25 protein-coding genes and 1 riboswitch are annotated in these 26,701 nt (G+C 63.7%); of the genes, 15 read left to right on the top strand and 10 right to left on the bottom strand.

Annotated features, from left to right (window positions below):
- The first annotated feature begins 138 nt into the window (after positions 1-138).
- Entirely contained in the window at positions 139-1,347 is a 1,209-nt protein-coding gene (locus L286_RS41785; RefSeq protein ID WP_020817562.1) for an FAD-dependent monooxygenase, read from the top strand.
- A gap of 41 nt (positions 1,348-1,388) precedes the next feature.
- Here L286_RS41785 and L286_RS41780 read toward each other — a convergent pair whose 3' ends face one another.
- Positions 1,389-2,783, bottom strand: coding sequence for a cytochrome P450 (locus L286_RS41780; protein WP_020817563.1), 1,395 nt, complete (start codon positions 2,781-2,783; stop codon positions 1,389-1,391).
- Positions 2,780-3,907 (bottom strand): hypothetical protein, encoded by a 1,128-nt coding sequence (locus L286_RS41775; RefSeq protein ID WP_020817564.1) that lies wholly within the window; start codon positions 3,905-3,907, stop codon positions 2,780-2,782. Before L286_RS41775 ends, L286_RS41780 begins: the two co-directional genes overlap by 4 nt.
- Positions 3,908-3,929: 22 nt before the next feature.
- Between L286_RS41775 and L286_RS41770 the strand changes: the two genes are divergently transcribed.
- A complete protein-coding gene (locus L286_RS41770; protein ID WP_020817565.1) occupies positions 3,930-4,223 on the top strand; it encodes a hypothetical protein in 294 nt (97 codons plus the stop codon).
- 5 nt (positions 4,224-4,228) lie between these two features.
- Complete coding sequence (gene kdsA / locus L286_RS41765; protein ID WP_021223887.1) at positions 4,229-5,056, top strand: 3-deoxy-8-phosphooctulonate synthase; 828 nt, start codon at positions 4,229-4,231, stop codon at positions 5,054-5,056.
- 133 nt (positions 5,057-5,189) lie between these two features.
- On the opposite strand, the gene L286_RS41760 is transcribed toward kdsA, so the two are convergent.
- The 3 genes from L286_RS41760 to L286_RS41750 form a co-directional block, all read right to left on the bottom strand.
- Positions 5,190-6,455, bottom strand: coding sequence for a glutamate-5-semialdehyde dehydrogenase (locus L286_RS41760; RefSeq protein WP_020817567.1), 1,266 nt, complete (start codon positions 6,453-6,455; stop codon positions 5,190-5,192).
- A gap of 285 nt (positions 6,456-6,740) precedes the next feature.
- Positions 6,741-7,385: a class I SAM-dependent methyltransferase gene (locus L286_RS41755; protein WP_021223886.1), complete on the bottom strand. Its 645-nt coding sequence runs from the start codon at positions 7,383-7,385 to the stop codon at positions 6,741-6,743.
- Positions 7,386-7,534: 149 nt separating this feature from the next.
- Positions 7,535-9,826, bottom strand: coding sequence for a CDC48 family AAA ATPase (locus L286_RS41750; RefSeq protein WP_021223885.1), 2,292 nt, complete (start codon positions 9,824-9,826; stop codon positions 7,535-7,537).
- A gap of 338 nt (positions 9,827-10,164) precedes the next feature.
- On the opposite strand from L286_RS41750, the gene L286_RS41745 reads away from it, so the two are divergent.
- On the top strand, positions 10,165-11,046 hold the full coding sequence (locus L286_RS41745) for a LysR substrate-binding domain-containing protein (RefSeq protein WP_013041435.1): 882 nt from the start codon (positions 10,165-10,167) through the stop codon (positions 11,044-11,046).
- Between the two features lie 77 nt (positions 11,047-11,123).
- The gene (locus tag L286_RS41740; protein WP_013041434.1) at positions 11,124-12,287 is read left to right on the top strand and encodes a GGDEF domain-containing protein; all 1,164 of its coding nucleotides are present in this window, start codon (positions 11,124-11,126) and stop codon (positions 12,285-12,287) included.
- A gap of 42 nt (positions 12,288-12,329) precedes the next feature.
- Here L286_RS41740 and L286_RS41735 read toward each other — a convergent pair whose 3' ends face one another.
- The gene (locus tag L286_RS41735; RefSeq protein WP_007684379.1) at positions 12,330-13,001 is read right to left on the bottom strand and encodes a glutathione S-transferase family protein; all 672 of its coding nucleotides are present in this window, start codon (positions 12,999-13,001) and stop codon (positions 12,330-12,332) included.
- 484 nt (positions 13,002-13,485) lie between these two features.
- Between L286_RS41735 and acs the strand changes: the two genes are divergently transcribed.
- Positions 13,486-15,429: an acetate--CoA ligase gene (gene acs / locus L286_RS41730; RefSeq protein WP_031285983.1), complete on the top strand. Its 1,944-nt coding sequence runs from the start codon at positions 13,486-13,488 to the stop codon at positions 15,427-15,429.
- Positions 15,430-15,449: 20 nt separating this feature from the next.
- Positions 15,450-15,962, top strand: coding sequence for a cytochrome b (locus L286_RS41725; protein ID WP_007684382.1), 513 nt, complete (start codon positions 15,450-15,452; stop codon positions 15,960-15,962).
- 283 nt (positions 15,963-16,245) lie between these two features.
- Here the strand turns inward: L286_RS41725 and L286_RS41720 are convergent, their stop codons facing one another.
- Entirely contained in the window at positions 16,246-16,542 is a 297-nt protein-coding gene (locus L286_RS41720) for a hypothetical protein (RefSeq protein WP_020817572.1), read from the bottom strand.
- A gap of 83 nt (positions 16,543-16,625) precedes the next feature.
- A riboswitch (TPP riboswitch) is annotated at positions 16,626-16,736 on the top strand.
- A gap of 55 nt (positions 16,737-16,791) precedes the next feature.
- Here L286_RS41720 and L286_RS41715 point away from each other — a divergent pair.
- From L286_RS41715 to L286_RS41675, 8 genes are all read left to right on the top strand, one after another.
- Positions 16,792-17,199 (top strand): DUF2065 family protein, encoded by a 408-nt coding sequence (locus L286_RS41715; RefSeq protein WP_020817573.1) that lies wholly within the window; start codon positions 16,792-16,794, stop codon positions 17,197-17,199.
- 11 nt (positions 17,200-17,210) lie between these two features.
- Positions 17,211-19,070, top strand: coding sequence for a phosphomethylpyrimidine synthase ThiC (gene thiC, locus L286_RS41710; protein WP_025161211.1), 1,860 nt, complete (start codon positions 17,211-17,213; stop codon positions 19,068-19,070).
- Entirely contained in the window at positions 19,071-19,511 is a 441-nt protein-coding gene (locus L286_RS41705) for a hypothetical protein (RefSeq protein WP_020817575.1), read from the top strand. It abuts the gene before it with no gap.
- Positions 19,512-19,808: 297 nt separating this feature from the next.
- Positions 19,809-21,077, top strand: coding sequence for a tyrosine-type recombinase/integrase (locus L286_RS41700; RefSeq protein ID WP_020817576.1), 1,269 nt, complete (start codon positions 19,809-19,811; stop codon positions 21,075-21,077).
- 50 nt (positions 21,078-21,127) lie between these two features.
- On the top strand, positions 21,128-21,466 hold the full coding sequence (locus tag L286_RS41695; RefSeq protein ID WP_020817577.1) for a type II toxin-antitoxin system RelE/ParE family toxin: 339 nt from the start codon (positions 21,128-21,130) through the stop codon (positions 21,464-21,466).
- Between the two features lie 4 nt (positions 21,467-21,470).
- A complete protein-coding gene (locus L286_RS41690; protein WP_020817578.1) occupies positions 21,471-21,794 on the top strand; it encodes a helix-turn-helix domain-containing transcriptional regulator in 324 nt (107 codons plus the stop codon).
- Positions 21,795-22,504: 710 nt separating this feature from the next.
- Entirely contained in the window at positions 22,505-23,998 is a 1,494-nt protein-coding gene (locus L286_RS41680; protein ID WP_125445803.1) for a hypothetical protein, read from the top strand.
- 26 nt (positions 23,999-24,024) lie between these two features.
- Positions 24,025-24,450, top strand: a complete 426-nt coding sequence (locus L286_RS41675; RefSeq protein WP_020817581.1) for a hypothetical protein — start codon at positions 24,025-24,027, stop codon at positions 24,448-24,450.
- 709 nt (positions 24,451-25,159) lie between these two features.
- On the opposite strand, the gene L286_RS41670 is transcribed toward L286_RS41675, so the two are convergent.
- The 3 genes from L286_RS41670 to L286_RS41665 are packed head-to-tail and all read right to left on the bottom strand — an operon-like array spanning position 25,160 to position 26,701.
- Positions 25,160-25,867 carry a hypothetical protein gene (locus tag L286_RS41670; protein WP_020817582.1) on the bottom strand — a complete coding sequence of 236 codons (708 nt, stop codon included), beginning with the start codon at positions 25,865-25,867 and terminating at the stop codon, positions 25,160-25,162.
- Between the two features lie 24 nt (positions 25,868-25,891).
- Entirely contained in the window at positions 25,892-26,161 is a 270-nt protein-coding gene (locus L286_RS48655) for a hypothetical protein (protein WP_125445804.1), read from the bottom strand.
- A gap of 12 nt (positions 26,162-26,173) precedes the next feature.
- Positions 26,174-26,701, bottom strand: a complete 528-nt coding sequence (locus L286_RS41665) for a hypothetical protein (RefSeq protein ID WP_125445805.1) — start codon at positions 26,699-26,701, stop codon at positions 26,174-26,176.

The raw sequence follows: 26,701 nt of genomic DNA, 5'->3' as shown, positions 1-26,701 counted from the left end.
GGGCTGAGCCTGTCGAAGCCCTTTGCTTTTCCTTTCAAGCGTTGTGCTGGGGAGAAAGTAAAACCCTTCGACAAGCTCAGGGCGAACGGGGATGGGATACCCTTCCCAATCCCCTCGCAACCGCCTAGAACCGCCGCCATGCAACGCTTCGACGTCGTCATATTGGGCGGTGGCCTTGTCGGCCTGACCCTGGGCATCGCGCTTTCCGGCCATGGCGTGCGCTGCGCCGTGATCGATCCGGCCAACCCGGTGGAGATCACCGCCGCCGGGTTCGACGGGCGGGTGTCGGCCATCAGTTCGACCAGCTACGCCATGCTGTCGGCGATAGGCGTGGCCGATCGCCTCGAAGGCAAGGGTTGCCCCATCGACCGCATCTGGGTCAGCGACGGGCTGGAACCGGGCGCGCTCGACTTCGCGCCGGACGCGGACGACGGGGTGATGGGGATCATGTTCCCCAATCGCGACCTGCGCGTCGCCCTGGCGCAGACGGCGGAAAAGGCGGAGAACCTCACCCGCTTCCAGCCCGACCGGGCGCTGCATGTCGACCGCAATGCCGATGGCGTGACGCTGACCCTGGCCGGCGGAGAGACGATCCACGGCGCGCTGCTGGTTGCGGCGGAGGGCCGCAACAGCCCAACCCGCGAGGCGGAGGGCATTCGCACCACGCGCTGGAACTACAGGCATGTCGCGATGGTGACGGCCATCGACCATGAAGTGCCGCACGCCAACACGGCCTATGAGATATTCTACCCCGGCGGCCCCTTTGCGCTGCTGCCGATGCTGCCGGGCACCCGCTCCGCCATCGTCTGGACCGTGCCGACGGATCAGGCTCCGGCGATGCTGAAACTGTCCGAGCGCGCCTGGCTGGCGGAGGCGCAGAAGCGCATGGGCGGCTTCCTGGGCGAAATCGCGCTGGCGGGGCCGCGCTCCAGCTATCCGCTGGGCTTCCACCATGCGGCGCGGATCACCGGCACGCGGCTCGCGCTGGTGGGGGACAGCGCCCATGCGATCCACCCGATTGCCGGGCAAGGGCTCAATCTGGGCTTCCGCGATGTCGCCGCGCTGGTGGAGGTGCTGGTGGAGGGCATGCGGCTCGGCCTCGATCCGGGCGACGCGCAATTGCTGGCACGCTATCAGCGCTGGCGCGGGCTGGACGCGATGATGACCAGCGTGGCCATGGATGGGCTGGTGCGGCTGTTCGACGTGCCGGGCCGCATCCCCTCGCTCGTCCGCCGCGCCGGGCTGGCGGCGGTGCAGCGCACCTCCCTGCTCAAGAATCGATTCATGGCCGAAGCCCGCGGTCAATCCGGCGCCCTGCCGCGCCTGCTGACGGGCGAGATGGTCTAGGTCCGCTCGAGGACGTCAGGCGCCCCGTGCGGGAGGGCGGTTCAAGCGGTGCGACGATCCACGGAGGGCGGGACGGCGTCGAACATCAGCTTCATTCCCGTCCTCGGCCTGATGGTCAGGCGGCTGATCGGTTCGGGCTTGAACCCTTCGGGCACCGACAGGCGATAGCGGCGCAGCACGGCGGCGATCACGGTCATCACCTCCTGCTGGGCGAAACCGGCGCCGATGCAGACCCTGGGGCCACGGCCGAAGGGAAACCAGGCCTGGCGCACCATTTCCGCATTGGCGGGGTCGTCGAAGCGGGCAGGGTCGAAGCTGTGCGGGCAGGCCCAATTATCCTCGTTGCGCTGGGTGAGCCAGGGGGCGACGACCAGCATCGCACCCTCCTCCAACTGCTTGTCGCGCATCGGCATCGGGCAGGTGACTTCGCGGGGGAAGAAGGCGACCGGCGGGTAGAGGCGCAGCGTTTCGCGGAAGATGTTGCGGATCGCGCCCATATCCTTGAGCATCGTCGCGGCGAACGGCGCATTCCCGGCGATTTCCGTCACTTCGGCGCGGGCGGCATTCTGGATATGGCTGCATTCCGCCAGCATGTAGAGCGCCCAGGTCATGGTGCTCGCCGACGTCTCATGCCCGGCGAGGAAGATGGTCGAGACCTGGTCCATCACCTGTTGCAAGGTGAAGGGATCGCCGGTTTCGGGATGCTTCGCCTCGATCAGCGACTGGAGTATGTCCTCGTGTGGAGCCTCCCCGCGCTGGTGGAAGCCTTCGTGGCGCGCCTCGACGATGGGGCGGAAGACGTCGTGGATCGCCTTGGCCGGTCCCAGCGACCGCTTCTCGAACCAGCGCGCCGGAAAGCCGTAGAGGCGCAGCATGGAGGCGCTGTGGGCGAGCCGCTGGAATTTCCCGAAGGCGGTGTGGATGATGTTGGAGCGGCGCTCGTCCAGCGCCTCCGAAAACAGCGTGCGGAAGATGATGTCGGCCGCCACATGGGTCATCATCGGGTCGATGTCGACCGGCTTCGAGCGGTCCGCCGCGTCGAGCCGGGCCAGCAGGTCGTCGGCCGCCGCCGCCATCAGCGGCATGGATCGGTTGAGCGCGGTGTGGGCGAAGGCGGGATTCACCATGGCGCGCTGGCTTTCCCAATCCTCCCCATTGGCGGAAAAGACCGAATTGCCGATCAGGGGAGACAGGTTGCGCACCAGCTCGCGATGCTTGGGATAGGCCGTGCCGCCGCGCAATATCTGGTCCACCAGCGGCAGTTCGTTGGCGATATACATGGTCTGGCCGGGCATGCGGATTTCGCCCAGCTTCATCGTGTAGCTCTTCTCGAACAGGACATGGATCCAGCTATGCCAGCCTCGGAAGAAGCGCTTGACTAGGCCGCGGCGGGTGCGGGGCGGTTCGGGATAGGGCGGAGTGAAGGGCTGCGTCACGGGATGGTCCTGAACTGCGCTATGGCTTCGTCTATGGTGCGGCGGCCTGCGGTCAGGCTGACATAGTCCACCGGCGAGAGGCGGTCGCCCACCCGCAGATAGTCGAAATGCGCCTCATATTTGTTCGACCAACCGCCATGGTAATTTTCCGGATCGTAGAAGAGGTGGAAGCGCGGCGAAAGCATGTCCACGCGGGCCGCGCATCGGTCCGAGACGAGCCGGATCGGATGCACGCCATGATAGGCCGCGCCGTCGGGCGGGGCGGAAAAGTCGACCAGGCGGAAGGGCTTGTCGTCCAGCGCCTTCAGGTCGGCATGATACCAGCGGGCATCCTTGCGCAGCGCGATGACGGGCACCACCTGGCCCAGCGTCAGGACGGTGAAATTGGCGGGCAGCGGCCTGTCCCCGCGCAGTTCGAACAGGCGGCGCAGCACGCTCATCGCATAGATGGTGCCGTTGCTGTGGGATGCGAAGATGACCTCGTCCCAGGGGCCGTCCATTTCCTCCGCGATGCGGGCGGCGAACTGGTCGAGGCGGGCGTCCATCTCCGCGCCGGGGCCGTCGGCGGCGACGCCGTGGTTGTAGACCATGAAGCGCAGCAGCCAGGGCACGATCAGCTTGTCGAGCAGGCGGCCGGAGAAAAGCGCGCTGATGCCGATGCCGATCAAAGTGGCGGCCCAGAAGGGCATCAGCAGCGACAGCAACAGCGCCGGGATCAGCGCCAGAAGCAGCGGGATCAGCACCCCCAGCAGCGGCGGATAGAGGATGGTGATGACCGGCCCCGGACGCAGTTTCCGCATCCGCAGGAACTGCATGTGGCGGGCATGGGCGCTGTAGGTGGCGATGGAGCGCCATGCCAGCAGCAGCGGATTGCGAATCCACACCTTGCCGACCAGATCCTCCCAGCGGAGGAACTCATAGTCGGTCTCCACCCCCGCGCTGTGGTTGGCGACGGTCCAGCGGGCGGACGAGGCCGGGCCGGAGCGGCGGGCGCTCACCTCCACCGCTTCGCCCGACAGGCGCGTGTAGCTTTCCGCCTGCTCGCGATACATCTGATGGTAGAAACGCACCCCGCGCGGGTCGAATCCGCCGAGATAGAAGAGTTTGCGCTTGAACTTTTCCATGGCCCCTGTTCCACATCGGGCCATGACGACACCCGAACGCGATTACTGCTATTTCATAGACCACCGCAAATACAACCGAAACATCGGCTGTCGGCGCCATGACAATGCCTATGGCATCAATGGCGGCGGCAGCGAGCGGGATCGGTGGCGGGCGGACTTCGCCTTTTACCGGCACATGCGCGACAATGGCGATCCCATGGCCCTGCCTTCGCTGCTGGCCTGCCTGTGTTTCGGCTGGTTCTGCTGGAATTATCACCCCGGCAGGGGGCTGTGGCGAGGGCAGCTCTTGCGCCGCTTCGTGAAAGCGCCGAAGTGAGCGGCATGATGACAGCCAAGCATGTTTCCATCGGGTCGCTCACGGTCGGCAACGACCTGCCCTTCGTCCTGATCTCCGGCCCCTGCCAGATCGAGAGCCGCGACCATGCGATGATGATGGCGGAGCGGCTGTCCGGCGCGGCGGGACGAGCCGGGGTGCCGTTCATCTTCAAATCCTCCTTCGACAAGGCGAACCGGACGTCCGTGTCGGGGCGGCGGGGCGTAGGGATCGATGCCGGGCTGGCGATATTGGCGGAGGTGAAGGCGGCCTTCGGCTGCCCGGTGCTGACCGACGTGCATGAGGCCGGGCAGGTCGGGGCGGCGGCAGAGGCCGTGGACATCCTGCAAATCCCGGCTTTTCTGTGTCGCCAGACCGATCTGCTGCTGGCGGCAGGGCGGACCGGGGCGGTGGTCAATGTGAAGAAGGGGCAGTTCCTGGCCCCCTGGGACATGGCGGCGGTGGCGCAGAAGGTCGCATCCACCGGAAACGAGCGCATCCTGCTGACCGAGCGCGGGGCAAGCTTCGGCTACAACACGCTCGTCAGCGACATGCGCGCGCTGCCGGTGATGGCGCAGACCGGCTATCCGGTGGTGTTCGACGCCACCCATTCGGTGCAGCAGCCGGGCGGGCTGGGATCGGCTTCGGGCGGGCAGCGCGAATTCGCGCCGGTGCTGGCGCGAAGCGCGGTGGCAGCAGGAGTAGCGGCGATCTTTGCCGAGGCGCATGACGACCCGGACAACGCGCCATCCGATGGGCCGGTGATGCTGCCCATCGAGTGGGTCGGGCCGCTGCTGGAAAAGCTGAAGGCGATCGATGAAGTGGTGAAGGGGTAAGCGAGCCAATCCCCTCCCCGTTCGGGCTGAGCTTGTCGAAGCCTCTGGCTGAGCGCAGCGAAGGCTTCGACTTCGCTCAGCCTTGCCCTTCGACAGGCTCAGGGCGAACGGAGGTGAGGTTAGGCGGTCAAGGCTAAGGCCGCGCTTGGCCCGTTCCGCGCACCAGCCATTTGTAGGTGGTGAGGCCTTCCAGCGCCACCGGTCCCCGCGCATGCAGGCGTCCGGTCGAGATGCCGATCTCCGCGCCCAGTCCGAACTCGCCGCCGTCCGCGAACTGGGTGGAGGCGTTCCACATGACGATGGCGCTGTCGACCGCGTTCAGGAAGCGCTCGGCCTTTTCCGCATCCTCGGTGATGATGGCGTCGGTATGATGGCTGGCATGGGCGGCGATATGGGCGAGCGCTTCGTCCAGCCCGTCCACCATCCGCACCGACACGATGGCGTCGAGATATTCCGTATCCCAATCCTCGTCCGAAGCCGCGACCACGCGGCTGTCCAGCGCCTGCACGGCTTCGTCGCCGCGCACTTCGCATTTCGCGTCGAGCAGCGCCTTCACGATGGCCGATGCTTGGCGGTAGGCCTTGTCGATCAGCACCGTCTCGGTCGCGCCGCAAATGCCGGTGCGGCGCATCTTGGCGTTCACCACCAGCTTGACCGCCATATCGGGGTCGGCCGCGCCGTCGACATAGCTGTGGTTGATGCCGTCCAGATGGGCGAGCACGGGCACCCGCGCCTCTTCCTGCACGCGGGCGACCAGGCTCTTGCCGCCACGGGGGACGATCAGGTCGATGAACTCGGCGGCCTTCAGTAACGCGCCCACGGCGGCGCGGTCCGTGGTGGGGACCAGTTGCACCGCGTCGGCGGGCAGGCCCGCGGCGACGATGCCCTCCACCATCGCGGCGTGGATGGCGCGGTTGCTTTCCTTCGCCTCGCTGCCGCCGCGCAGGATCACGGCGTTTCCGGCGCGCAGGCAGAGCGCGGCCGCGTCGGCGGTCACATTGGGGCGGCTTTCATAGATGATGCCGATCACGCCCAGCGGCACGCGGACGCGGGAAAGCTCCATGCCGTTGGGGCGGACCAGCCTGTCGATCACGCTGCCCAGCGGATTGACCAGCGTGGCCACCTGATCCACGCCAGCCGCCGTCGCGAGGACGCGGTCCTCGTCCAGCTTCAGCCGGTCGAGCATCGCGGGCGACAGGCCGTTGGCGGCGGCATTTTCCATGTCGCGGGCGTTGGCGGCGATGATCTGCGGCGCTTGGTCCCTCAGCGCCTGCGCGGCGCGGCGCAGCGCGTCGATCTTCTGCGCGTCGCTGGCGGTGGAAAGCTGCGCCGCCGCGGCGCGGGCGCGCGCGCCCAGGGTCGCGATCAGCATTTCAGGGGTCTGGGTCAGGTCGTTCATCAACTATCTCGCCGTGTTTCGCGCCTGGGCTTATCATGAAGCGTGGCAAAGCGAAACCGTCGTTGCGGCTGCGGCAGGTCGATGAAGCCTGAAGCCGACAACCGGGCCATGGGTCGCAATATGGCCCGGCTGCCAGCAGGCAGAAGGAACTGCCTATTCCGCTCGCCTAGCGACCCGTCCGGGCCAGCGCATACCCCAAACAGGGTATAGGCGCGCCGACGCCGCGAAAAATTCGCAAAAATATAGTTAATTCAATGGGGAAGCAAAAGCATCAGGCCGAAAGCATCAGGCTGCCTGGGCCAGGATTTCCCGCTTCATCGCGACGAACATCCGGCAGGGCGGGATGTTGCGCCATTCCACCCGTTCCCGAATCTCCTCGAACAGGGGGGAGAGCAGGCGGCGCATATAGCCGGAATATTGATAGACCAGGAAAGCCCCGCCATCCTTCAGGACCGACCGGGTTTCCGCGCAGATCGCCTGCCCCACGCCGTCGGGCAGGGTGGAGAAGGGAATGCCGGACAGGACATAGTCCGCCTGGGCATAGCCCGCTTCCTTGATGAAGCGGCGGACGTCGGCGGCGGAGCCGTGGACGATGCGCAGCCGGGGATCGGCGATCTCCGCCTCCAGATAGGCGACGAAATCGAGATTGAGGTCGATGGCGAGCAGCGTCGCGTCAGGGTGCAGCCTGTCCAATATGGGCCGCGTGAAGGTGCCGACGCCCGGCCCATATTCCACGAACAGCCGGGTCCGCTGCCAATCCACCCCCTCCAGCATGCTGTCGACCAGCTTCCGCGATGACGGGATGACCGATCCGATCATGCCCGGATGCTTGATGAACTGCCGGAAGAACATGCTCCATTGACCCAGGAAGGTGGAGGATCGCTTGCCGGGAAGAACCCGATTTTTCTTCTTCAAAGGAATGGAGGCCATTCATTCTCGCCTGTCTGCCTTGCCCGTCGACTCGCAAAAATCGCACAGGCATGCAAGCGCCTTCGCGGGGGAGGGCTGAAATCGATAGGAGTTAAGCGCCACATGTTCCTGCCTTCGCAGGAACATGTGGTGCGGGGGGAACCGCAGGGTCAATCCCTGGCGCGCCCCCGCAGCATGCCCGGCGACACGAAGCCGATGGGATCGATCTGCATCACGCTCTGCTTCAGCGTCGCCTGTATCTGCTCATATTCGCGCTCCATCTCCGGCGTGACGGAGGCGCGGGTGTCCTCCAGCGCGGCTTCGAAATGCGCCTGGCTGACCTTGTCGACAGACAGCGACTGGCGCAGCGCGACCAGGCCGGCGCGGCGGACCAGATCCTCCAGGTCGGCGCCGGTGAAGCGCTCTGTCCGCTCGGCCAGCAGGTCCAGATCGACATCGTCGGCCAGCGGCATCTTGCCCGTATGGATGGACAATATCCGCCTGCGCCCCGTCCGATCCGGAACCGGGACATAGATCAGCTCGTCGAACCGCCCCGGCCGCAACAGCGCCGGATCGATCAGCGTCGGCCGGTTGGTCGCGCCGATGACGACCACGGACTGCAATTCCTCCAGCCCGTCCATCTCGGCCAATATGGTGTTCACCACCCGCTCCGTCACCTGCGGTTCGCCCAGGCCCCCGCCCCGCGCCGGGACGAGGCTGTCCAGTTCATCGATGAAGATGACGGTCGGAGCGACCTGCCTGGCGCGGGCGAAGAGGCGGGCGATCTGCTGTTCGCTCTCCCCATACCATTTGCTGAGCAGGTCGGACGATTTGGTGGCGATGAAATTGGCCTGCGCTTCCCGCGCCACGGCCTTCGCCAGCAGCGTCTTGCCGGTGCCGGGCGGACCGTAGAGCAGGAAGCCCTTGGCCGGACGGATGCCGATGCGGCGGAAGGCGTCGGGGTCTTTCAGCGGCAGTTCCACCCCTTCCTTCAACCGCATCTGCGCTTCGTCCAGACCGCCGATATCGGCCCAGCCGATGTTCGGCGCCTGCACCATCACCTCGCGCATGGCGGAGGGCTGGACGCGCTTGATCGCGGCCATGAAGTCGTCGCGCGCTACGGACAGTTCCTCCAGCACGTCGGGCGGGATCGTTCCCTCCTCCAGGTTGAGCCGGGGCATGAAGCGGCGCACGGTTTCGATCGCGGCCTCGCGGGTCAACGCAGCCAGGTCCGCACCGACAAAGCCGTAGGTCATGCGCGCCAGTTCGCCCAGGTCGACGCCGTCGGCCAGCGGCATGCCGCGGGTGTGGATGCCCAATATCTCCCGCCGCCCGCGCTCGTCGGGCACGCCGACGATGATCTCCCGGTCGAAGCGGCCGGGACGGCGCAGCGCCTCGTCTATCGCTTCCGGCCGGTTGGTGGCGGCGATGACGACCAGATTGGTGCGCGGCTCCAGCCCGTCCATCAGCGTCAGCAATTGCGCGACCAGCCGCTTTTCCGTCTCGCCGGTCACATTGCCGCGCTTGGGCGCGATGGAATCGATCTCGTCGATGAACAGGATCGACGGGGCCGCCTTGGCCGCCGCCTCGAAAATCTCGCGAAGCTGCTTTTCCGATTCGCCATAGGCCGAACCCATGATCTCCGGCCCGTTGATCAGGAAGAATTCGGCTTCCGATTCATTGGCGACGGCGCGGGCGAGACGGGTCTTGCCGGTGCCGGGCGGGCCGTGGAGCAACACGCCCTTGGGCGGATCGACGCCCAGCCGTTCGAACAGTTCGGGATAGCGCAGCGGCAGTTCCACCATCTCGCGCAACTGGTCGATGGCCTCGGCCATGCCGCCGACATCGTCATAGGTGACGTCGGCCCGGCGGGATTCGCGGGGCTCCTCATATTCGGCGCGCAGTTCGACCTCGGTCTCCGCGTCGATATGGACGACGCCCTTCGGCACGGTCGACACCACCACCAGCCGGATTTCCTGCAGGGCATAGGCGGGCGCGGCGAGCATCTGGCGCAATTGGGGCGGCATGTCGCCGGGGGGCACCTGCTGCTGCCCGGCGGTGGCGACGACATCGCCGGACGCCAGCGGCCGCTGGAAGAAAACCCGCTTCAATGCCTCCGGATTGCCCTGCAACCGCAGATTGTTTTGTGCAGGCGCGAAGACGACGCGCTGGGCGGGGCGGGGATCGACCTTCCGGATGACCACGAAGTCGCCCGATCCGACGCCCGCATTGGCCCGCTGAAGCCCGTCGAGGCGAAGGACGTCCAGCCCCTCATCCTCCTTGTAGGGCCGGACCACGCGCGCGGGGGTGGACCGCTTGCCCGCGATCTCCACCACATCCCCTTCGGCAAGGTGGAGTTCCGCCATTACCGCCAGCGGCAGCCGGGCGAGGCCGCGCCCCGCATCCTCCGGCCGGGCGTTGGCCACCTGTATCCTGCGTCCTGCGGTGTCTTCTTCGGCCACTTCGCCTTCCCCGTTCCGTTCGCTGCGTAACGAGATAGGGAACGTCGCGGCGGACGGAAAGGGGCCATGGACAACCCCGGGACGAATAAAAAAAGGGCTGGTCCGAAGGCCAGCCCTGAAAGTTTCTAGGAGAGGATGCCTGAAAGGCCTTTTCTATGTGCACTGCGGGATGTATTTTCGCAAGTGCGAAAAGAATAGAGGAGTTGCAATTTTTGCATCTTGCCAACCACCCTGTTTTGCTGCTCAGTGGAAGAAGGATGCTTGGAGCCGGTTTGCGCGCCGTTCGAAAAGAAGCAATGACGCGTCGCAGCGGACCGGCCGGATGAACATGACGGTTTATGCGTAGATTGCCGCCCCTTACGGCCCTGGAGGCCTTCGTTCAGGTCGCCCGCCTTGGATCGGTCAAGGCGGCGGCGGAGGAACTCGCGCTCTCGACGCCCGCGCTCAGCCGGCGGGTGCAGGCGCTGGAGCGGTTCATCGGCCGCCCGCTGTTCGACCGCAAGCATCAGGCGCTGGAGATCAACGCGGACGGGCAGCGGCTGCTGGACGACATCGCCCCGGCGCTCGATTCGCTGAGCCAGGCGCTGGAGAATATCCAGAGCGGCGGCAACCAGTTGCGCCTCAGGCTGGCGGTCATGCCGCTGTTCGCGACGCAGCGGCTGTTTCCGCACCTGGGCGCGCTGCGCCAGCGGCATCCGCAGCTTCACATCGACATAGAGACCACCCCCTATGCCGTGGCCCGCCTGGGCGAAGGGCTGGACGCGGCGATCGTGCTGGCGAAGGACATCGATCCCGCGCTCTACGCCCATGAACTGGACCATGACGAGGTCTATCTGATCGGGCGCAAGGCATTGCTGGAGGCGCCGAACGCGCTGACCGCCCCGCAGGAGCTGGCCAACCACACGGTGCTGCTGCATCGCGACATGGCGCTCGCCTTCGATGCGTGGAAGGACACGGTGCACCTGCCCGACCTGCAACCGCTGGCGATCGACAATTATGATTCCGGCCAGTTGATGCTGGAGGCGGCGGCCCAGGGCCTGGGCATCGCCGTCATGCACGCCAGCCATTATAATGAAGCGCAGGATTCGCGGCTGGTCCGGCTGTTTCCCGAACATCGGGTCGAAAGTCCCTATCGCTATTTCTTCGTCTGCCGCCCGCGCGCGCTGCAAACCCGGGCGGTGCGGATTTTCCGCGACTGGCTGATCGGCGCGGACATATAATCATGGTCGATCAAGGTCTTGGCGCTTTTCGCTTGGGGCGTCCTTAACCTTGTTTATTCCCGGTCGTTCTAGCGGACATGACTGGGGCATCATCTTCCGCAAACGCGCAACATGGTCTGACCGACCGCCTGGCCCGCTGGGCCCGCGGCCTGTCCGGCAAGGCCGACGACGAAGCCATGGACCTGCCGGAGCAGCCGCAGCGCGCCCGGCACGGCAGCGCTTCCAGCCGGGAAATCATCCGGCGCCGCAAGCTGTACGAGGATATAGGCGACTTCCTGTTCGCCCATGACCTGGACCTGACGCCGCTCAATTTCGGCGTGGCCCATGATTATCTGACCGGATCGCATATCGGCGTGGAAAAGGCCGTGAAGGCGGTGCTGACCGAACGCGGCAAGATCACCAACGGCTGGGTCGAAAATGTCGCCGCCGAACAGCGCAACGACGAAGTCACGCCCGAAGCGCTTGCCTCCATGCTCGACAAGGTCGAGGAAAATCTGTCGCAATTCACCGGCCTGATGACCGAATCGCGCAATTCCGCCAAGGATTATGGCGCGGCGTTGCAGGAAGAGGTGAAGGGCCTGGCCGCCGGATCGGACAGCCAGCCGGTGCTGGCGCGCCTGGTGGCGCTGACCCGGTCCATGGTGGAAAAGACCCGGCAGGTCGAAACACAGCTTCGCGACAATCAGAAGCAGACGCAGCTCCTGAAATCCAATCTGGAAAGCGCGCGCCGCGCCGCCGAGCACGACCATCTGACCGGCCTGCCCAATCGCCGCGCCTTCGAAGGCACGCTGCGCGAGGAACTGGCCCAGGCGCAGAAGGAGGGGCAGCCGCTGGCCGTCGCCTTTTGCGACATCGACCATTTCAAGCTGATCAACGACACCCATGGCCACGACACCGGCGACCGGGTGCTGAAATTCGTGGCGGGACTGTTGTCGAAGGCGAGCAACGACCAATGCCATGTGGCGCGCCATGGCGGCGAGGAATTCGTCATGCTGTTCCGCGGCAAGACGGCGGCCGAAGCCTGCGAGGCGGTGGACGGCGTGCGGCAGGATCTGTCCACCCGCAGCCTGGTCAACCGTTCCAATGGCGAGCGGATGGAAAGGGTCAGCTTTTCCGCCGGGGTTGCCAATGTGCTGGCCTATGAAGACCCCCGCGCCGCGCTCAAAGCGGCGGACCGGGCGCTCTACCTGGCCAAGGAGCATGGCCGCAACCGGGTCTACCTGGCCGCCGAACTGGACTGACCGCCCTCTCCCCCTCCCGCGGGCGGGAGGGGAATGCCTGCCTCAAAAATCCGGCTTTTCATAATGGGGCGGCGGGGTGATCACCTCCATCCGCTCCGACAGCAGGGGCCGGAAGGACGGACGCGACTTGAAGCCGGCATACCAGCGCTTCACCGTCTCATGCCCGGCCCAGTCGATGCCGCCCAGATAATCGGCCACGGAAAGATGGGCCGCCGCCGCGATGTCGGCCAGGCTCAGCGTTCCCCCCGCCATCCAGGCGCGATGGTCGAGCAGATAGTCCATATAGTCCATATGGACGTTGGCCCGCTTCATCGCCTCGCGCAGCACGCGGGCATCGGGCGGCGCGCGCTCGATCAGGCGCTTCTTCATCCGCTCGTGCAGCAGCGGGCCGACGACATCGCCGTAGAAATTCTGGTCGAAAAAGGCGGTCAGCCGCCGCACCTCCGCCCGGCCGGCCGCCGTGCCGGAGATCAGCGGGAATTTCTCCACCGTCTCCTCGAAATATTCGCAGATCGCCTGGCTGTCGATCAGGGTGACGCCCTTTTCCTGATCGACCATCACCGGCGTCGTGCCGGCCGGATTGAGGTCGAGGAACTCGTCACGCCCCTCCCAGGGCGATTCGCGCACAAGGTCGTAACCCACGCCCTTCTCGCCGAGCAGCAGGCGGACCTTGCGGGAAAAGGGGCAGAGCGGAAATTGGAAAAGTTGCCACATATTCCCCTCCTGTTAGGCCGGGCAGGCCCTTGCGAAAAGCGGCAAATGGCGGATGCCGCTCAAAACCCGGCCGGCCACGGCCGAAACCGCGGCGCGGGAAGCGAGATCCCATCCTCCTGCGATCGCGCCCTGGCTGGGGTGCGTGGACAAATTCCAGACGGGGCGGACTGAGCGATCTGGGCATCGGCGGACGTTTCCCTATTCGCAACCCGGCCCCTATTCGCAGCCCGGCCCCTATTCATCACCCCGGCCCCTATTCGTCACCCCGGGCTTGACCCGGGGTCCCGCTTTTCTTGTAACCCAGCGCCCAAAAGGCAGCGGAACCCCGGATCAAGCCTGTCCTGAGCATGTCGAAGGGGCAGGAAGTGGCGCTCCGCCTTTTTGGCGTCGCGTCGTTTCAAGCGGAAAACCAATTCCCACTTTTCCGCGCGATGTTCTAGGGAGTTGCGCAAGCGAGGGTTTCGCAAAGGAAAGGATGCGCGCCATGTCTGACGATTTTTTCCCGGTTCCTGCCGAATGGGCGGCCTCCGCGCTGTTCGACCGGGATCGGCGCGCGGCGGATTATGCGCGGTCGGTCGAGGATGCCCACGCCTATTGGCTGGAGCAGGCGGGGCGGCTCGACTGGGTGAACTTTCCCGCGAAGACCAATGAGAGCAGCTTCGACGAGGCCGATTTCGGTGTGAAATGGTTTGCCGACGGCGTGCTGAACGTCAGCGCCAACTGCATCGACCGGCATTTGGCCACCAGGGGCGACCAGACCGCGATCATCTGGGAACCGGATTCGCCGGACGCGCAGCCGCGCCGCTTCACCTATGCGGAGGTGCATGAGCAGGTCTGCCGCTTCGCCAATGTGCTGAAGGCCGCGGGCGCGAAGAAGGGCGACCGCATTACCGTCTATATGCCGATGATACCGGAGGCCGCCTTCGCCCTGCTCGCCTGCGCCCGCATCGGCGCGATCCACAGCGTCGTGTTCGGCGGTTTCTCGCCCGAGGCGCTGGCCGGGCGCATCGCCGATTGCGATTCGACGCTGGTCATCACCGCCGACGAGGGCTGCCGCGCCGGCAGGAAGGTGCCGCTCAAGGCCAATGTCGACGCGGCGCTCAAGCTGTGCACCAGCGTCCGCAAGGTCGTCGTCGTCCAGGCGACCGGCGGCGCCATCGCCATGGAGGAAGGCCGCGACCTGTGGCTGCATGAAGAAGCGGCCAGGGTATCCGCCGACTGCCCGGCCGAGCCGATGAACGCGGAAGACCCTTTGTTCATCCTCTACACGTCTGGCTCGACGGGCAAGCCCAAGGGCGTGCTGCACACGACCGGCGGCTATCTGCTCTGGGCCAGCCTGACGCATGAACTGTGCTTCGACTATCGGCCGGGCGACATCTACTGGTGCGCGGCGGACATAGGCTGGGTCACGGGGCACAGCTATATCGTCTACGGCCCGCTGGCGAACGGCGCGACGACGCTGATATATGAGGGCGTGCCCAACCATCCGACGCCCAGCCGCATCTGGGAAGTGGTGGAACGGCACCAGGTGCAGACCATCTTCACCGCGCCCACGGCGCTGCGCGCGCTGATGAAGGAAGGGGACGATTTCGTGACCCGGACCAGCCGCGCCTCGCTGCGCCTGCTGGGCACGGTGGGCGAACCGATCAATCCGGAGGCGTGGCGCTGGTATCATCATGTCGTGGGCGAGGATCGCTGCCCGATCATCGACACCTGGTGGCAGACGGAGACGGGCGCGGCGATGATCGCGCCGATGCCGGGGGCGACCGACCTCAAGCCCGGCTCCGCCACCCTGCCCATGCCCGGCGTCGTGCCGCAGATCGTGGATGCGGAGGGCAAGGTGCTGGACGGCGCGGCGGAGGGCAATCTGGTCATCGCGCAAAGCTGGCCGGGGCAGATGCGCACCGTCTGGGGCGATCATGAGCGCTTCTTCCAGACCTATTTCACCACCTTTCCCGGCAAATACACCACCGGCGACGGGGCGCGGCGGGACGAGGACGGCTATTATTGGATCACCGGCCGCGTCGACGACGTCATCAACGTGTCGGGCCACCGCATGGGCACGGCGGAGGTCGAAAGCGCGCTGGTGCTGCATGAGGCGGTGGCGGAGGCGGCGGTGGTGGGCTTCCCGCACGACATCAAGGGGCAGGGCATCTACGCCTATGTGACGCTGAACAGCGGCGAGGAAGCGAGCGACGAACTGCGCCAGGCGCTGGTCAAATGGGTGCGCGGCGAAATCGGGCCGATCGCGACGCCCGACGTCATCCAGTTCGCGCCGGGCCTGCCCAAGACGCGCTCCGGCAAGATCATGCGCCGCATCCTGCGCAAGATCGCGGAGGGCGAGGTGTCGGCACAGGCGCTGGGGGACATTAGTACACTTGCCGACCCGTCGGTGGTGGATAATCTGGTCGCCAATCGTCAGGGGTAACGATCAGGCAGGAGTAAGGGATGGATCGCTACGGTAAGGTCGCTCGCGCGCTGCACTGGATCATGGCGATCCTCATCCTCTTCAACCTGTTCCTGGGCTTCGCGCACGATGCCTTGCCCCGGGATTGGAAGGTGATGCCCGTCCATAAATCGATCGGGCTCACCGTCCTGGCATTGGCGGTCGCGCGCATATTGTGGCGCTTCACCCGCAGGGCGCCGGCGCTGCCCGCCGGAATGCCGGCCTGGGAAAGGGGCGCGGCCCATGCCACGCATTTCGCCTTCTACGCCTTCATGCTCGTCCTGCCGCTGACCGGATGGATCATGACCTCCGCCGGGGACCGGCCCTTGAGCTGGTTCTTCCTGTTCGATGTGCCGAAATTCGCCGTTTCGAAGGGCGACGCGATCGTCGGAATTTCAGGCGAAGCGCATGAGATATTGGGTTTCGCCTGGGCGGCGCTGCTGGTCCTGCACGGGCTGGCGGCGATGCGGCATCATTTCATCCTGAAGGATGGCGTGCTGCGGCGGATGATCTGAACGGGGCGATGGGCGGACGGCCGACCTTCTTCCCGCCCCGACCGGAACCGCCTTCTCCTCCCCTCATCGCAGACCCGGATCATGCGTAACCCAAAGGCGACAGTCCCCTGAAAAAACGTCCTATTTTTCCAACGCAGGCGGATTTGGCCTGTCCTATTCCGCTCCGGCCGGCATAGGCAGCATCTCTCTTTGAAACGTCCGGACGCATGGCGCCCATGCTCACGCGCGCGCGGGCACGCGCGCGCGCATATGGTGTGAACTTCGGCGGAAAACGGCCAAAATCTCACCCCTTGATCCGCCCCACCATCGCCTGCCCAGCCATCCTCTGCCGCAGATAGCGCCGCTTCAGCACAACGCTCGCCACCAGCAGCGGCACGCCCAGGATCACGCACAGCGCCCCCAGCATCGGCGGCCAAAGCCCGAACAGGCTGTGCAGGTTCAACGCGGAGGGCGCCAGCACCAGCAGGAACCCCGCCGTCAGCAGCCATAATCCCCAACGGCGTGGCCTGACCGCCACCATGCGCATCTCATGCCGGTGCGCCTTGCGCCCTTCCTTCGTCGACAGATCGGGATGCTTCATCGCGGGCCGTTAAAGCGGAAAAGCCCGTCTGCTGTCCAGCGCCACAACGGGGCTTTCGCTCGCGCCCGGCATCGGCTACATGCGGGACATCCCCGGGGGACCGTCCACAGACGGTTGAGAGGCGGCTGACGTGGCCGCGACCCGCTGAACCTGATCCGGATAAGACCGGCGTAGGGAGGGAAGGGCCATCCGCATCCGGCAGCCCGCGCCCGTCCTCCGCCCCAGAGCGCGAAAGGAGGACGGCACGACATGGACACGATTTCCGTTCTGACCCTGCGCCTGGCCGAAGCCATCGGCCTCTACATGATCGTCGTCGGCATGGGCGGCCTCACCGCGCCCCGGCGCTGGCGGCAGATGATGGACGATCTGGAACGCTCGCCGGGCCTGGTGATGGCGCTGGGCTTTCCGGTCTTCGCGGTCGGCGCGGCGCTGGTGCTGATCCACAGCATCTGGCGCGATCCGCTGTCGATCATCGTCTCTGCCATCGGCTATGCCGCGCTGGTCGAAGGCGCGCTGCTGCTCGCCGTTCCCGGCCCCCTCATCAAGATCGGCCGCTGGTCGCTCAACTTCACCCGCGCCTGGGCGATGGTCAGCATCGTCCTCGGCATCCTCCTCTTCCTCGCCGGCCTCACGGGCCGCGCCACCGTCATCGCCTGAAAGGAACCCAAATGGCAGACATACCAGCACGAACAGAGATGCGCGTCACCACCGGCCCCATCCGTGGTTCGCGCAAGATCCATGTCGGCCCGCTCAAGGTCGCCATGCGGGAAATCGACCTGGAACCCGGCAGCGGCGAAGCGCCGGTCCGCGTTTACGACACGTCCGGTCCCTATACCGACCCCAACGCCCGCATCGACATCATGGCCGGCCTGCCCGCGCTGCGCCGGGACTGGATCATCGGTCGCGGCGATGTCGAGGAATATGACGCCCGCGCCATCCAGCCTGAGGATAATGGTCTGAAGGGGCCGGACCGCAGCGGCGGCGTCCAGGCCTTCCCGAACACCGTCAAGCGTCCCCTGCGCGCCAAGGCGGGGGCCAATGTCAGCCAGATGCACTATGCCCGCCGCGGCATCATCACGCCGGAGATGGAATATGTCGCGGAGCGCGAGAATCTGGGCCGCGCCCGCCTGGCCGAATATGTCCGGGACGGCCACGACTGGGGCGCATCCATCCCCGACTATGTGACGCCCGAATTCGTCCGGGAGGAGGTCGCCCGCGGCCGCGCCATCATCCCCAGCAACATCAACCACCCGGAATCGGAGCCGATGGCCATCGGCCGCAACTTCCTGGTGAAGATCAACGCCAATATCGGCAATTCGGCCGTCGCCTCCGACGTGGCGAGCGAAGTCGACAAGCTGGTCTGGTCGATCCGCTGGGGCGCCGACACGGTGATGGACCTGTCGACCGGCCGCAACATCCACGACACCCGCGAATGGATCATGCGCAACTCGCCCGTGCCCATCGGCACCGTGCCCATCTATCAGGCGCTGGAGAAAGTCGGCGGCATTGCCGAGGAACTGACCTGGGACATCTTCCGCGACACGCTGATCGAGCAGGCCGAACAGGGCGTCGACTATTTCACCATCCATGCGGGCGTGCGCCTGCCCTATATCCCGATGACGGCGAAGCGCGTCACCGGCATCGTCAGTCGCGGCGGGTCGATCATGGCGAAATGGTGCCTCGCCCATCATAAGGAATCGTTCCTCTACGAACATTTCGACGAGATCACCGAGATCATGAAGGCCTATGACATCGCCTATTCGCTGGGCGACGGCCTGCGCCCCGGCTCCATCGCCGATGCCAATGACGAGGCGCAGTTCGCCGAACTCTACACGCTGGGCGAACTGACGAAGCGCGCCTGGGAACAGGATGTGCAGGTGATGATCGAAGGCCCGGGCCATGTGCCCATGCACAAGATCAAGCAGAATATGGACAAGCAGTTGGAGGCCTGCGGCGAAGCGCCCTTCTACACGCTTGGGCCGCTCACCACCGACATCGCGCCGGGCTATGACCATATCACCAGCGGCATCGGCGCGGCGATGATCGGCTGGTACGGCACGGCGATGCTCTGCTACGTCACGCCCAAGGAGCATCTGGGCCTGCCCGACCGCGACGACGTGAAGGTCGGCGTGGTGACGTACAAGCTGGCCGCCCACGCCGCCGACCTGGCCAAGGGCCATCCCGCCGCCAAGGTCCGCGACGATGCGCTGAGCCGCGCCCGCTTCGAATTCCGCTGGCGCGACCAGTTCAACCTGTCGCTCGACCCCGACACGGCGGAGAAATATCACGACCAGACGCTGCCCGCGGAGGGCGCCAAGAGCGCGCATTTCTGCTCCATGTGCGGCCCCAAATTCTGCTCGATGAAGATCACCCAGGAAGTGCGCGATTTCGCCGCCAAGCAGAACCAGCCTGCGGACAGCTTCATCGCGGCGGAGGATGCCGAAAAGGGCATGGCCGAGATGAGCGAAATCTTCCGGCAGACCGGCAGCGAGCTCTACATGGGCGCCGGTGGGCGGGAGCATGATTGAGTGCGGCCGCCTTTGACCGGGCATGGATTGACGGCGACTCTGGCCGGGGCGCTCCTGCTCCTGGCCAGCGCTCCGGTTGACGCTGCGCCCCGAAAGGGGGCCAGCGAGGAGACGGTGAAGCCGGACTTTTCCTCCATCGAGACCGCCGGCGCGGCGAAGGCGCTGGCGGCGCAAGGGCGGCTTGTCCGGGTGCTGCTCTTTCCCGCCGAGGTCGGCGGGCGGACAGTCCGGGAGAATATGATCTATATCACGCCCGAAGCGGCGGCGGCGCGGGAGCTGGTGATCGGGACTCTCGTCCGGCTGATAAGCGAGGGCAGCGTGGACAAGATGGAAGTGACGCCGGCCTATAGGGGGCGTAGCCTTGTTCCGGCGGCGATCACCCTGCGCGCCTGGCACAGCAGCAAGGCCGGCAGTTTCGAACCGACGATCCAGATCTGGTAACTGGGGGATGTCCGCCTCAGGGCGAACATGCGTCCGTCGCCACAGGGAGACTTAGTGTCCATTCCGGGAAAACTGGAGCGGGCGAAGGGATTCGAACCCTCGACCCCAACCTTGGCAACTTCGATATCCGCCTACTCCACAGTTTTCGATTATACGATTTTCTACGATATTTTAATTAGATATTGATTCATTCTGCGACGCACTATCCTCCAATTCGCTGCGAAACGGCTCATTTCTATTACGTCCTTATTACTTTTGGGTCGGCCGAAGCCCGCGTAATAAATTGGAGAGCTTCCGATGGCGCAAGCCAAGCTGAACAAGCGGACGATTGATGCACTCGTCCCCCCGAAGGCGGGCCAGGACTTCATCTGGGACACCGAGATCAAGGGCTTTGGAGTCCGGGTCGGCTCCACGGGCGCGAAGACCTTCGTGATCCAATATGCGAACACAGAGGGGCGCCTGCGCCGCATCAAGATTGGGCGCTTCGGTGTCCTCACGGTCGAGCAGGCGCGCGATCTGGCCAAGATCAAACTCGGAGCGGTTGCCGCTGGTGAAGATCCAGCGGAAGAAGCGCGCCGCGCCCGCAATGAGATGAATGTCGCCGAACTTTGCGACTGGTATCTGACCGAAGCACGGGCTGGCCGAATCCTTGGTCGCAAGAACCGGCCGATCAAAGGGCCATCGCTCGACATGGACGAGAGCCGGATCAGAACGCACATCAAGCCGCTGCTTGGCAAGCGGATTGCACGGCATCTGACGATTGCCGATGTCGAGGCGATGCAGACCGATGTTATGAACGGAAAGACCGAGAAGGCGCGGACAGGTGGCCGTGGTGGCAAGGCCACCGGTGGCCCCGGTGTAGCCGCACGCTGCGTGGGAACGCTCCAGGCGATTCTCGGACATGCCAAGCACAAAGGACTTCTCGCCGAACATCCGACCAAGGGGGCGAAGAAGCTGGCGGGGAAGAAGAGAACGCGGCGCCTCAGCGTTACCGAGATCGAAGCGCTGGGCAAGGCGATGGCCTATGCCGAGCACAACGGTGAAAATCCTACTGCGCTCGCGGTGATCCGCACGCTTCTCCTCACTGGCTACCGCCGCGAAGAAGCGCAGGCGATGCAGCGGACCTGGGTCAATCCGATGGGCGGCTTCGTCGCCTTCCCGGATACCAAGGGCGATGCGCAGATTCGCGCGATCGGGCCGGAAGCGATCAAGGTCGTTGTCGCGCAAGCGGAGATCGCGGGCAATCCCCACGTGTTTCCATCGACGGCGGCAGATGGTCCGTACACGGCGGTCAGCGCCTGCCTCAAGCGGGTCTGCCAGCTCGCCGGCCTCGCCGGTGTCACGCCTCATACCTTGCGGCATACCTTTGGTAGCATCGCCGGCGAACTCGGTTTCTCGGAACTGACGATCCGGGCAATGCTGGGCCATGCGTCGCAGAATGTGACGCAGGACTACATCCATATCGACGAAGCCTTGAAGCTCGCCGTCCGGTGCACATCGGACGAGATCGCTCGGCTGCTCGCTGAGGGCGCGGCCAAGCTTGATCGGCTGCGGCTGGTCGCCTGATCTCCCTACTGGACATTTGGTAACGTATATGTTACTTGAAAGGCGATGAGTTGATCGTTCAGGAGTATATTCGCGAGGACGGCTCAAGCCAGTTCCGATCATGGTTCGATGATCTCGATTCCCAGGCTTCGGCCAAGGTGGCGACTGCCATCGTTCGGATGGAATTGGGCAATCTGTCGAACGTCAAATGGATCGGTGGCGGGCTCGGGGAATGCAGGATCGATTGGGGACCGGGCTACCGCCTCTATCTCGCCCAGGATGGGGATGACCTCATTATCCTGTTCGTGGGTGGGACGAAGAAGCGGCAGCAATCCGACATCGAACGGGCCGGAGTGCTGCTGAGCGAATATAAGGCCCGCAAGGCGGCGGCCAGGAAAGATAGGAAGTGACGAGATGGTACTGACCCGCGATTTCAAGGAAACTGTGAAGGAGCGCGCCGCGCGCGATCCCGCCTTCGCCAAGGCCATGCTGGATGAGGCCGCAACCGCGTTCCTCAATGGCGAGCCGCACATTGCGCGGTTGATCCTGCGCGATCTGGTCAATGCGTCGGTCGGCTTCGAGGAACTGGCGACCGAGACCAACCGCCCGAGTAAGAGTCTGCACCGGATGCTGTCGGAGAAGGGCAATCCGAGCATGGATAATCTCGCCGCAATTTTCGGTGCAGTACGCAAACGACTGGGCGTCGCCTTCGAAGCCCATGCGGTTGAGGCCATGTAGGCAGGGAAGAACAAGACTTGGCTGTCCTCAATTCGGTGCTTTGTGAGACCGCTCTTGGCTGAATGCGGCGGTTGAGCGAACCGGTGTGTTCCGCACCATGTATGCATCAGCTTTGCGTCCCCGCTGTTACCAGTTTCATCGCCCCTACTCAGAGCCTTCTTGCCGTTGTGATGCGCTTGTTGATGAGGGAGCAGGGGCAGGTTGATGATAGCGTTTTTCCTTTTTGCGCAGGCGTCGTTGCCCGTGATAGGGGAGCCATCTCCGCATGCGAACATGCCGTCCAGCAGTTGGGCGACGCTACGGATTGAACCGTCCTTCGCGGAAACCCGCACGGAAATAGCCATCGGTACGTTGCGGTATGATCGCGACAAGAAGCAACTCGACTATTGGATGCGCCGCGAGGTGCGAGGGAGCCGAGGTGGCGGCCTAACCGTTCGCTGGGCTGACAGCCGTACCTGTGCAGTCATGCGCCCAGCAATCAGCGCCATGCGGCATGCTGGATCGACGCATGTTGCGCCGCCTGGTTTTGTCGAAAGCTCGCCTCCGCCCCTGGACGGCACGCTATACACTCTTGAGGCGCCCGGTGTTTATCCTGGAGGCCCCATCGCTACGCTGCGAATTACCGCAAACGTTGGAACCCCGCTCGCGGCTTGGGCCGAGCGCCTGCAATCCGACATGGCGGGTTGCTGGACGGCGAAGGCGCCTTTGGCATGAGCGCCGTGATCAAGGCGATGATCCGTCGATTTGGCCTGTTCTGTCTTGCACTCGGGGCTATGACCCCATCCGTTGCCCATGCCCGCTGGATGGAAGCCCGATCGGACAATTTCATCGTAACCAGCGACGGCAATGAAGCCGATCTGCGCGAATCCGCAACGCTGCTAGAAAACTATGATCAGTTGCTTCGGTCACTGACGGGCACCAGCGCGCCACCATCGCCTGCTCGTTTGAAGGTCTATATGGTCAGTTCCGCCGGAAAGCTGCGTCAGGTCGCTCGCCTCCCCGATGGCGCTCGGGGTGTCTATATGGCGCGGGTGGGGGGCACGGCGGCGCTGGCGGTCCGGGGTGATCGCCCCGGCCTAGGCGGCGAAGAAGTGCTTCTGCATGAATATACCCATCATTTCATGACCCGCTATTACCCGGCGGCCTATCCGGCATGGTACAGTGAAGGCTTTGCCGAATATGTGATGACCGCTCGCTTTCTGGCTGATCGGATCGAGATTGGCCGTCCCAACCCGGGTAGGGCGGCATCTCTGCTGAATGGAACGTGGCTGCCGGTCGAGCGCATCTTCGCTTCGGGTCGCAGGGGGTTGTCCGCTGCGCAGCTTCCGCAGTTTTATGCGGAAAGCTGGCTGATCGTGCATTATCTCTTTGCCGCACTCGAGCGGCGCGAGGCTCTGATCCGCTATCTAGCCGATCTGCATCGCGGCATCGCCGAGCCGGCGGCGTTCCGGAGCGCCTTTGGCAAGGATCACGCCGCATTCGAAATCGATCTCAAGCGCTACAGGGACGGCGGCCTCGGTTTTGGATCGATGGGCCGCCATCAGGGGCCGTCCCCCGCGATCACGGTCAGCGCACTGCCGGCATCGGCTGACGATCTTCTGTTGCACCAACTCGCGCTCAATCTTGGCATGGCCGACCCTGCCCTCGAGGCGGAGACGCTAGCAGCGATCCGCACGGTTGCCGCGCGTTATCCCGACGATCCCTATGCCCAGCGGGTGCGGGCGCGAGTGGAGATAGGCTCAGGGGATCGAGCCGCCGGTGTCGCTATGATCGACAAGTTGATTGCGCAGATGCCCAGCGATGCGGAACTGCTCTATTATCGCGGGATTGCGGACTTCTTCACCGGACGTCGTGATGAAGCCCGACGCCCGGAACTTTATGCGGCCGCACATGGCTGGTTCGCAAAGGCCGTCGAAGCGGACCCCGGTTATTACACCGCACTTTACCGGCTTGCGCTCACCGCGCCGGACACGAGCGCGGGGCGGACGGATAAGGTCGTCGGACAACTCCTGGTCGCGCACAGGCTTGCGCCGCTGGTTGGTGACATAGCTATCGGAGCGGCAACGGCTCTGGTGGCCCGCCGTCGATATGCGGAGGCGACGGCCGCTATCATGCCGATCGCCGCCAATCCTCACGGCGCCAATGTCCAACGCGCCCAAGCGTTACTCGACAGGATTCAAGTGGAAGCAACTGACAGGCAATGACTCTCATTCCAACGAATTGGTGCGCTATGCTGATTGCCAGCCTTGCTGCTCTTTTCCTGGCTGGGAGGGCTCATGGCGACCGTTCGATTTCGGCGGCCCCGATGCAGAAGGACCATATAGCAGATCTCGCCCGGAGAGCGCATGCCGGTGACATTGCAATTATTGGTATGGGCGAGAGGAACCGAGAGCCAAGGCCCGTAGTCGATGTTGATGCAGCGGGTTGCAGTGTTGCCTTCAAGACCGCCATTTCCACCGCCGGCTTCCGCGCGCAGATCGCGGATTTTAGTCGCGATCTAATAATTGAAATGGTCAGTTCGAATGAGGTCCAGGTCATCTACAAGCGCGACCCGTCACAAGGATTCACATTGCGCTCACGACGTGGGGACACTTCGCTCCACGATGAACTGCGGGGTATTCAGGAGGTCTGTCGCGCTGCCAATATGCTCTTCTGAACCGATGCCGCATCATGCGGGCCTGTCAGGATTTATATGTCTTTCGACAGGCAGCGGCACTTGGAAAAAGCGAGAGTCTAATGTCGCCTGGTTCATCAGGTGCCCGTACGGCTTATATGGGGCGCGTTTTTGACGCCCCATATAAGCATTTATCATCAACCTTATGCCGTTGACGCTGTCCCAGTTCTGCCACCGGCCAGAACGAGAGATCCGGCGCTTCTAGCTAACCAAACCAGAAATCTTCCGGGGAAACCCGCTCTTCTCCGTGGAAGGTAGTTCCGCCTCCCGCTTTAACCGTAAAGCTTCCAACAGAATATATAATCCTGTCACTCGGCCTTCTGACGGAATAAATGCGAACCCTAAGTTCCTCACGCTCTACTCCACAAAAGGCGACTAACTTCCGGATTCCGTCACCGCGCTGCAGCACTTCAGACAGTGCCGTACTTTGGACCGGTAGAGCCCTTCCATTTAGGCTTAACTTAGTCACCGGCAAATCACGGCCGGTGCCACCCGCTCCTTCACTGGCTATTTGAAGTTCAAGGCTACCGCATCTCGCCACAAAGTTTGAGCTATAGGCAGCCCTCATATCCGGGCCGGTCGAAACGGTGATATCGCCTCCGCTGCTGCCTTTCCCAGGAACCACGCTCTGGCTAGAAAGAGCCAGCAGCGCGCTGATGAGAGTTATCATGTGTCAGATCCTCAAACCGACCTAGAAGCCGCAAGAAGGGCTGTTCTGGTTCTTATCGGTATTGTCGTACGGCCTGACCTTATTGTCCTGGTCGGTGGAGATGTAGCTCAACATGTTGCTGTCGAAAGTCTTTCCACCGATCGTTTTGCCCGCCAAGGCATCATAAGTGTCCCAATCATGTGCCGAAGGGAGGCGTTGGTCAGCACCGCCGGTGCCATATGGCTGATTATGGATTATCGCGAGCACGTGAGCACCGGGAGGAAGCGTTGCCGTGTTGAACGCCACCTCGCTACCGTTCTGGCTTGTAAACGGCGGTGTGAACAAGACGTGTCCGCCATACTCGTAAATGAACGCTCCATACTCCCATTTCCAGGCATTTCCGGTGGCGTCGATCGCGTCTGCCGCCGCCTGTGCCGCATTGTTCACGCGATCGACAGAGATGTTTGATGCTGAGAATGTCGTTTCGACGCAAGGAGTGTCGGGGGTGTCAGGATAGTCATCCTCGGGGCCGTTGCCTCCACCTCCGGCACCAAACCCGCCGCCGCCAGTCACGATCGGAGGGGTGTAATAAAAGTTATTCGGTAACCGCTGGCCGTTGACAATGATGTCGTCGCCCTCAACAGGCGGAGGAACATCATCCGTGTCCTCACCTTCGCCGCCTGCGATGAGATCAAGCTCGTCTTCCATGAGAAGGCGGAGTTCGGAAAATTCACCACTGAAGTGTCGCATGATAGCCTCCTATATAACGGGTATTCAATGGTTTTTCTTCGGCGGATTACGTGCGCGACGTTTTTTTACGAAGTTGTTAACAGTTTTGTAGGAGATGACGGTAAATAGACCGCTTAAAATCAGAATGGCCGCTAACATCGTCCACATATGGCCAAAGTCCGGGTTGCAAGGAGAGGGTCGCCCTTCGCAACCACCTCCTCCCATCACTGATCCTACAAATATCACGAACGCCGTAAACAATCCGATCAATAAAATTGGGATTGAAGCTACAACCCCCCAGTTTATCTGTTTCATGGCGATATTACCTTATCCTCCACAGGACATATTGCTGCCCTGCATTTGATTTGCGAAAGACTTGGCATTTATCTCAAATTGATTTCCATCATACATTCCTGCCCCGAAGAATCCGCCATACACCGATGATATTCCATACAGAGAATAGAAATCATCACCATACTGCCTGAATTGAGCTGCATGAAATACTTCTTCGTAGGCCGCCTTGTTCTGGAATGTAACAAAATCGTTGAACAGTTCCGGTTTCACATAAATTGTGTTGCCTTGTGTAACAGCGGCAGTGCCGGATTGTAGCCAAGCTACCGCAGTGTATATATTCTCTGCGCCATCAAGCCCTGATTTGAAGGTAACCTGCCCCAGGAAATCATTAGGCATCCCCTTAGCTTGAAGCTGGTTCCTCAGGAAATTGATCTGGCAAGGATCAAGAGCGGCATCGGCTGGAACGTCGTCGGTATCCTCGCCTTCGCCACCCGCTATCAAGTCCAGTTCATCCGCCATCAGGGGACGGATTCCTTCAAATTCACCACTAAAATGCCGCAT

The sequence above is a fragment of the Sphingobium sp. HDIP04 genome (assembly GCF_000445085.1).
Classification (GTDB): Bacteria; Pseudomonadota; Alphaproteobacteria; order Sphingomonadales; family Sphingomonadaceae; genus Sphingobium; species Sphingobium indicum.
This window is presented reverse-complemented; position numbering and strand designations above follow the sequence as displayed.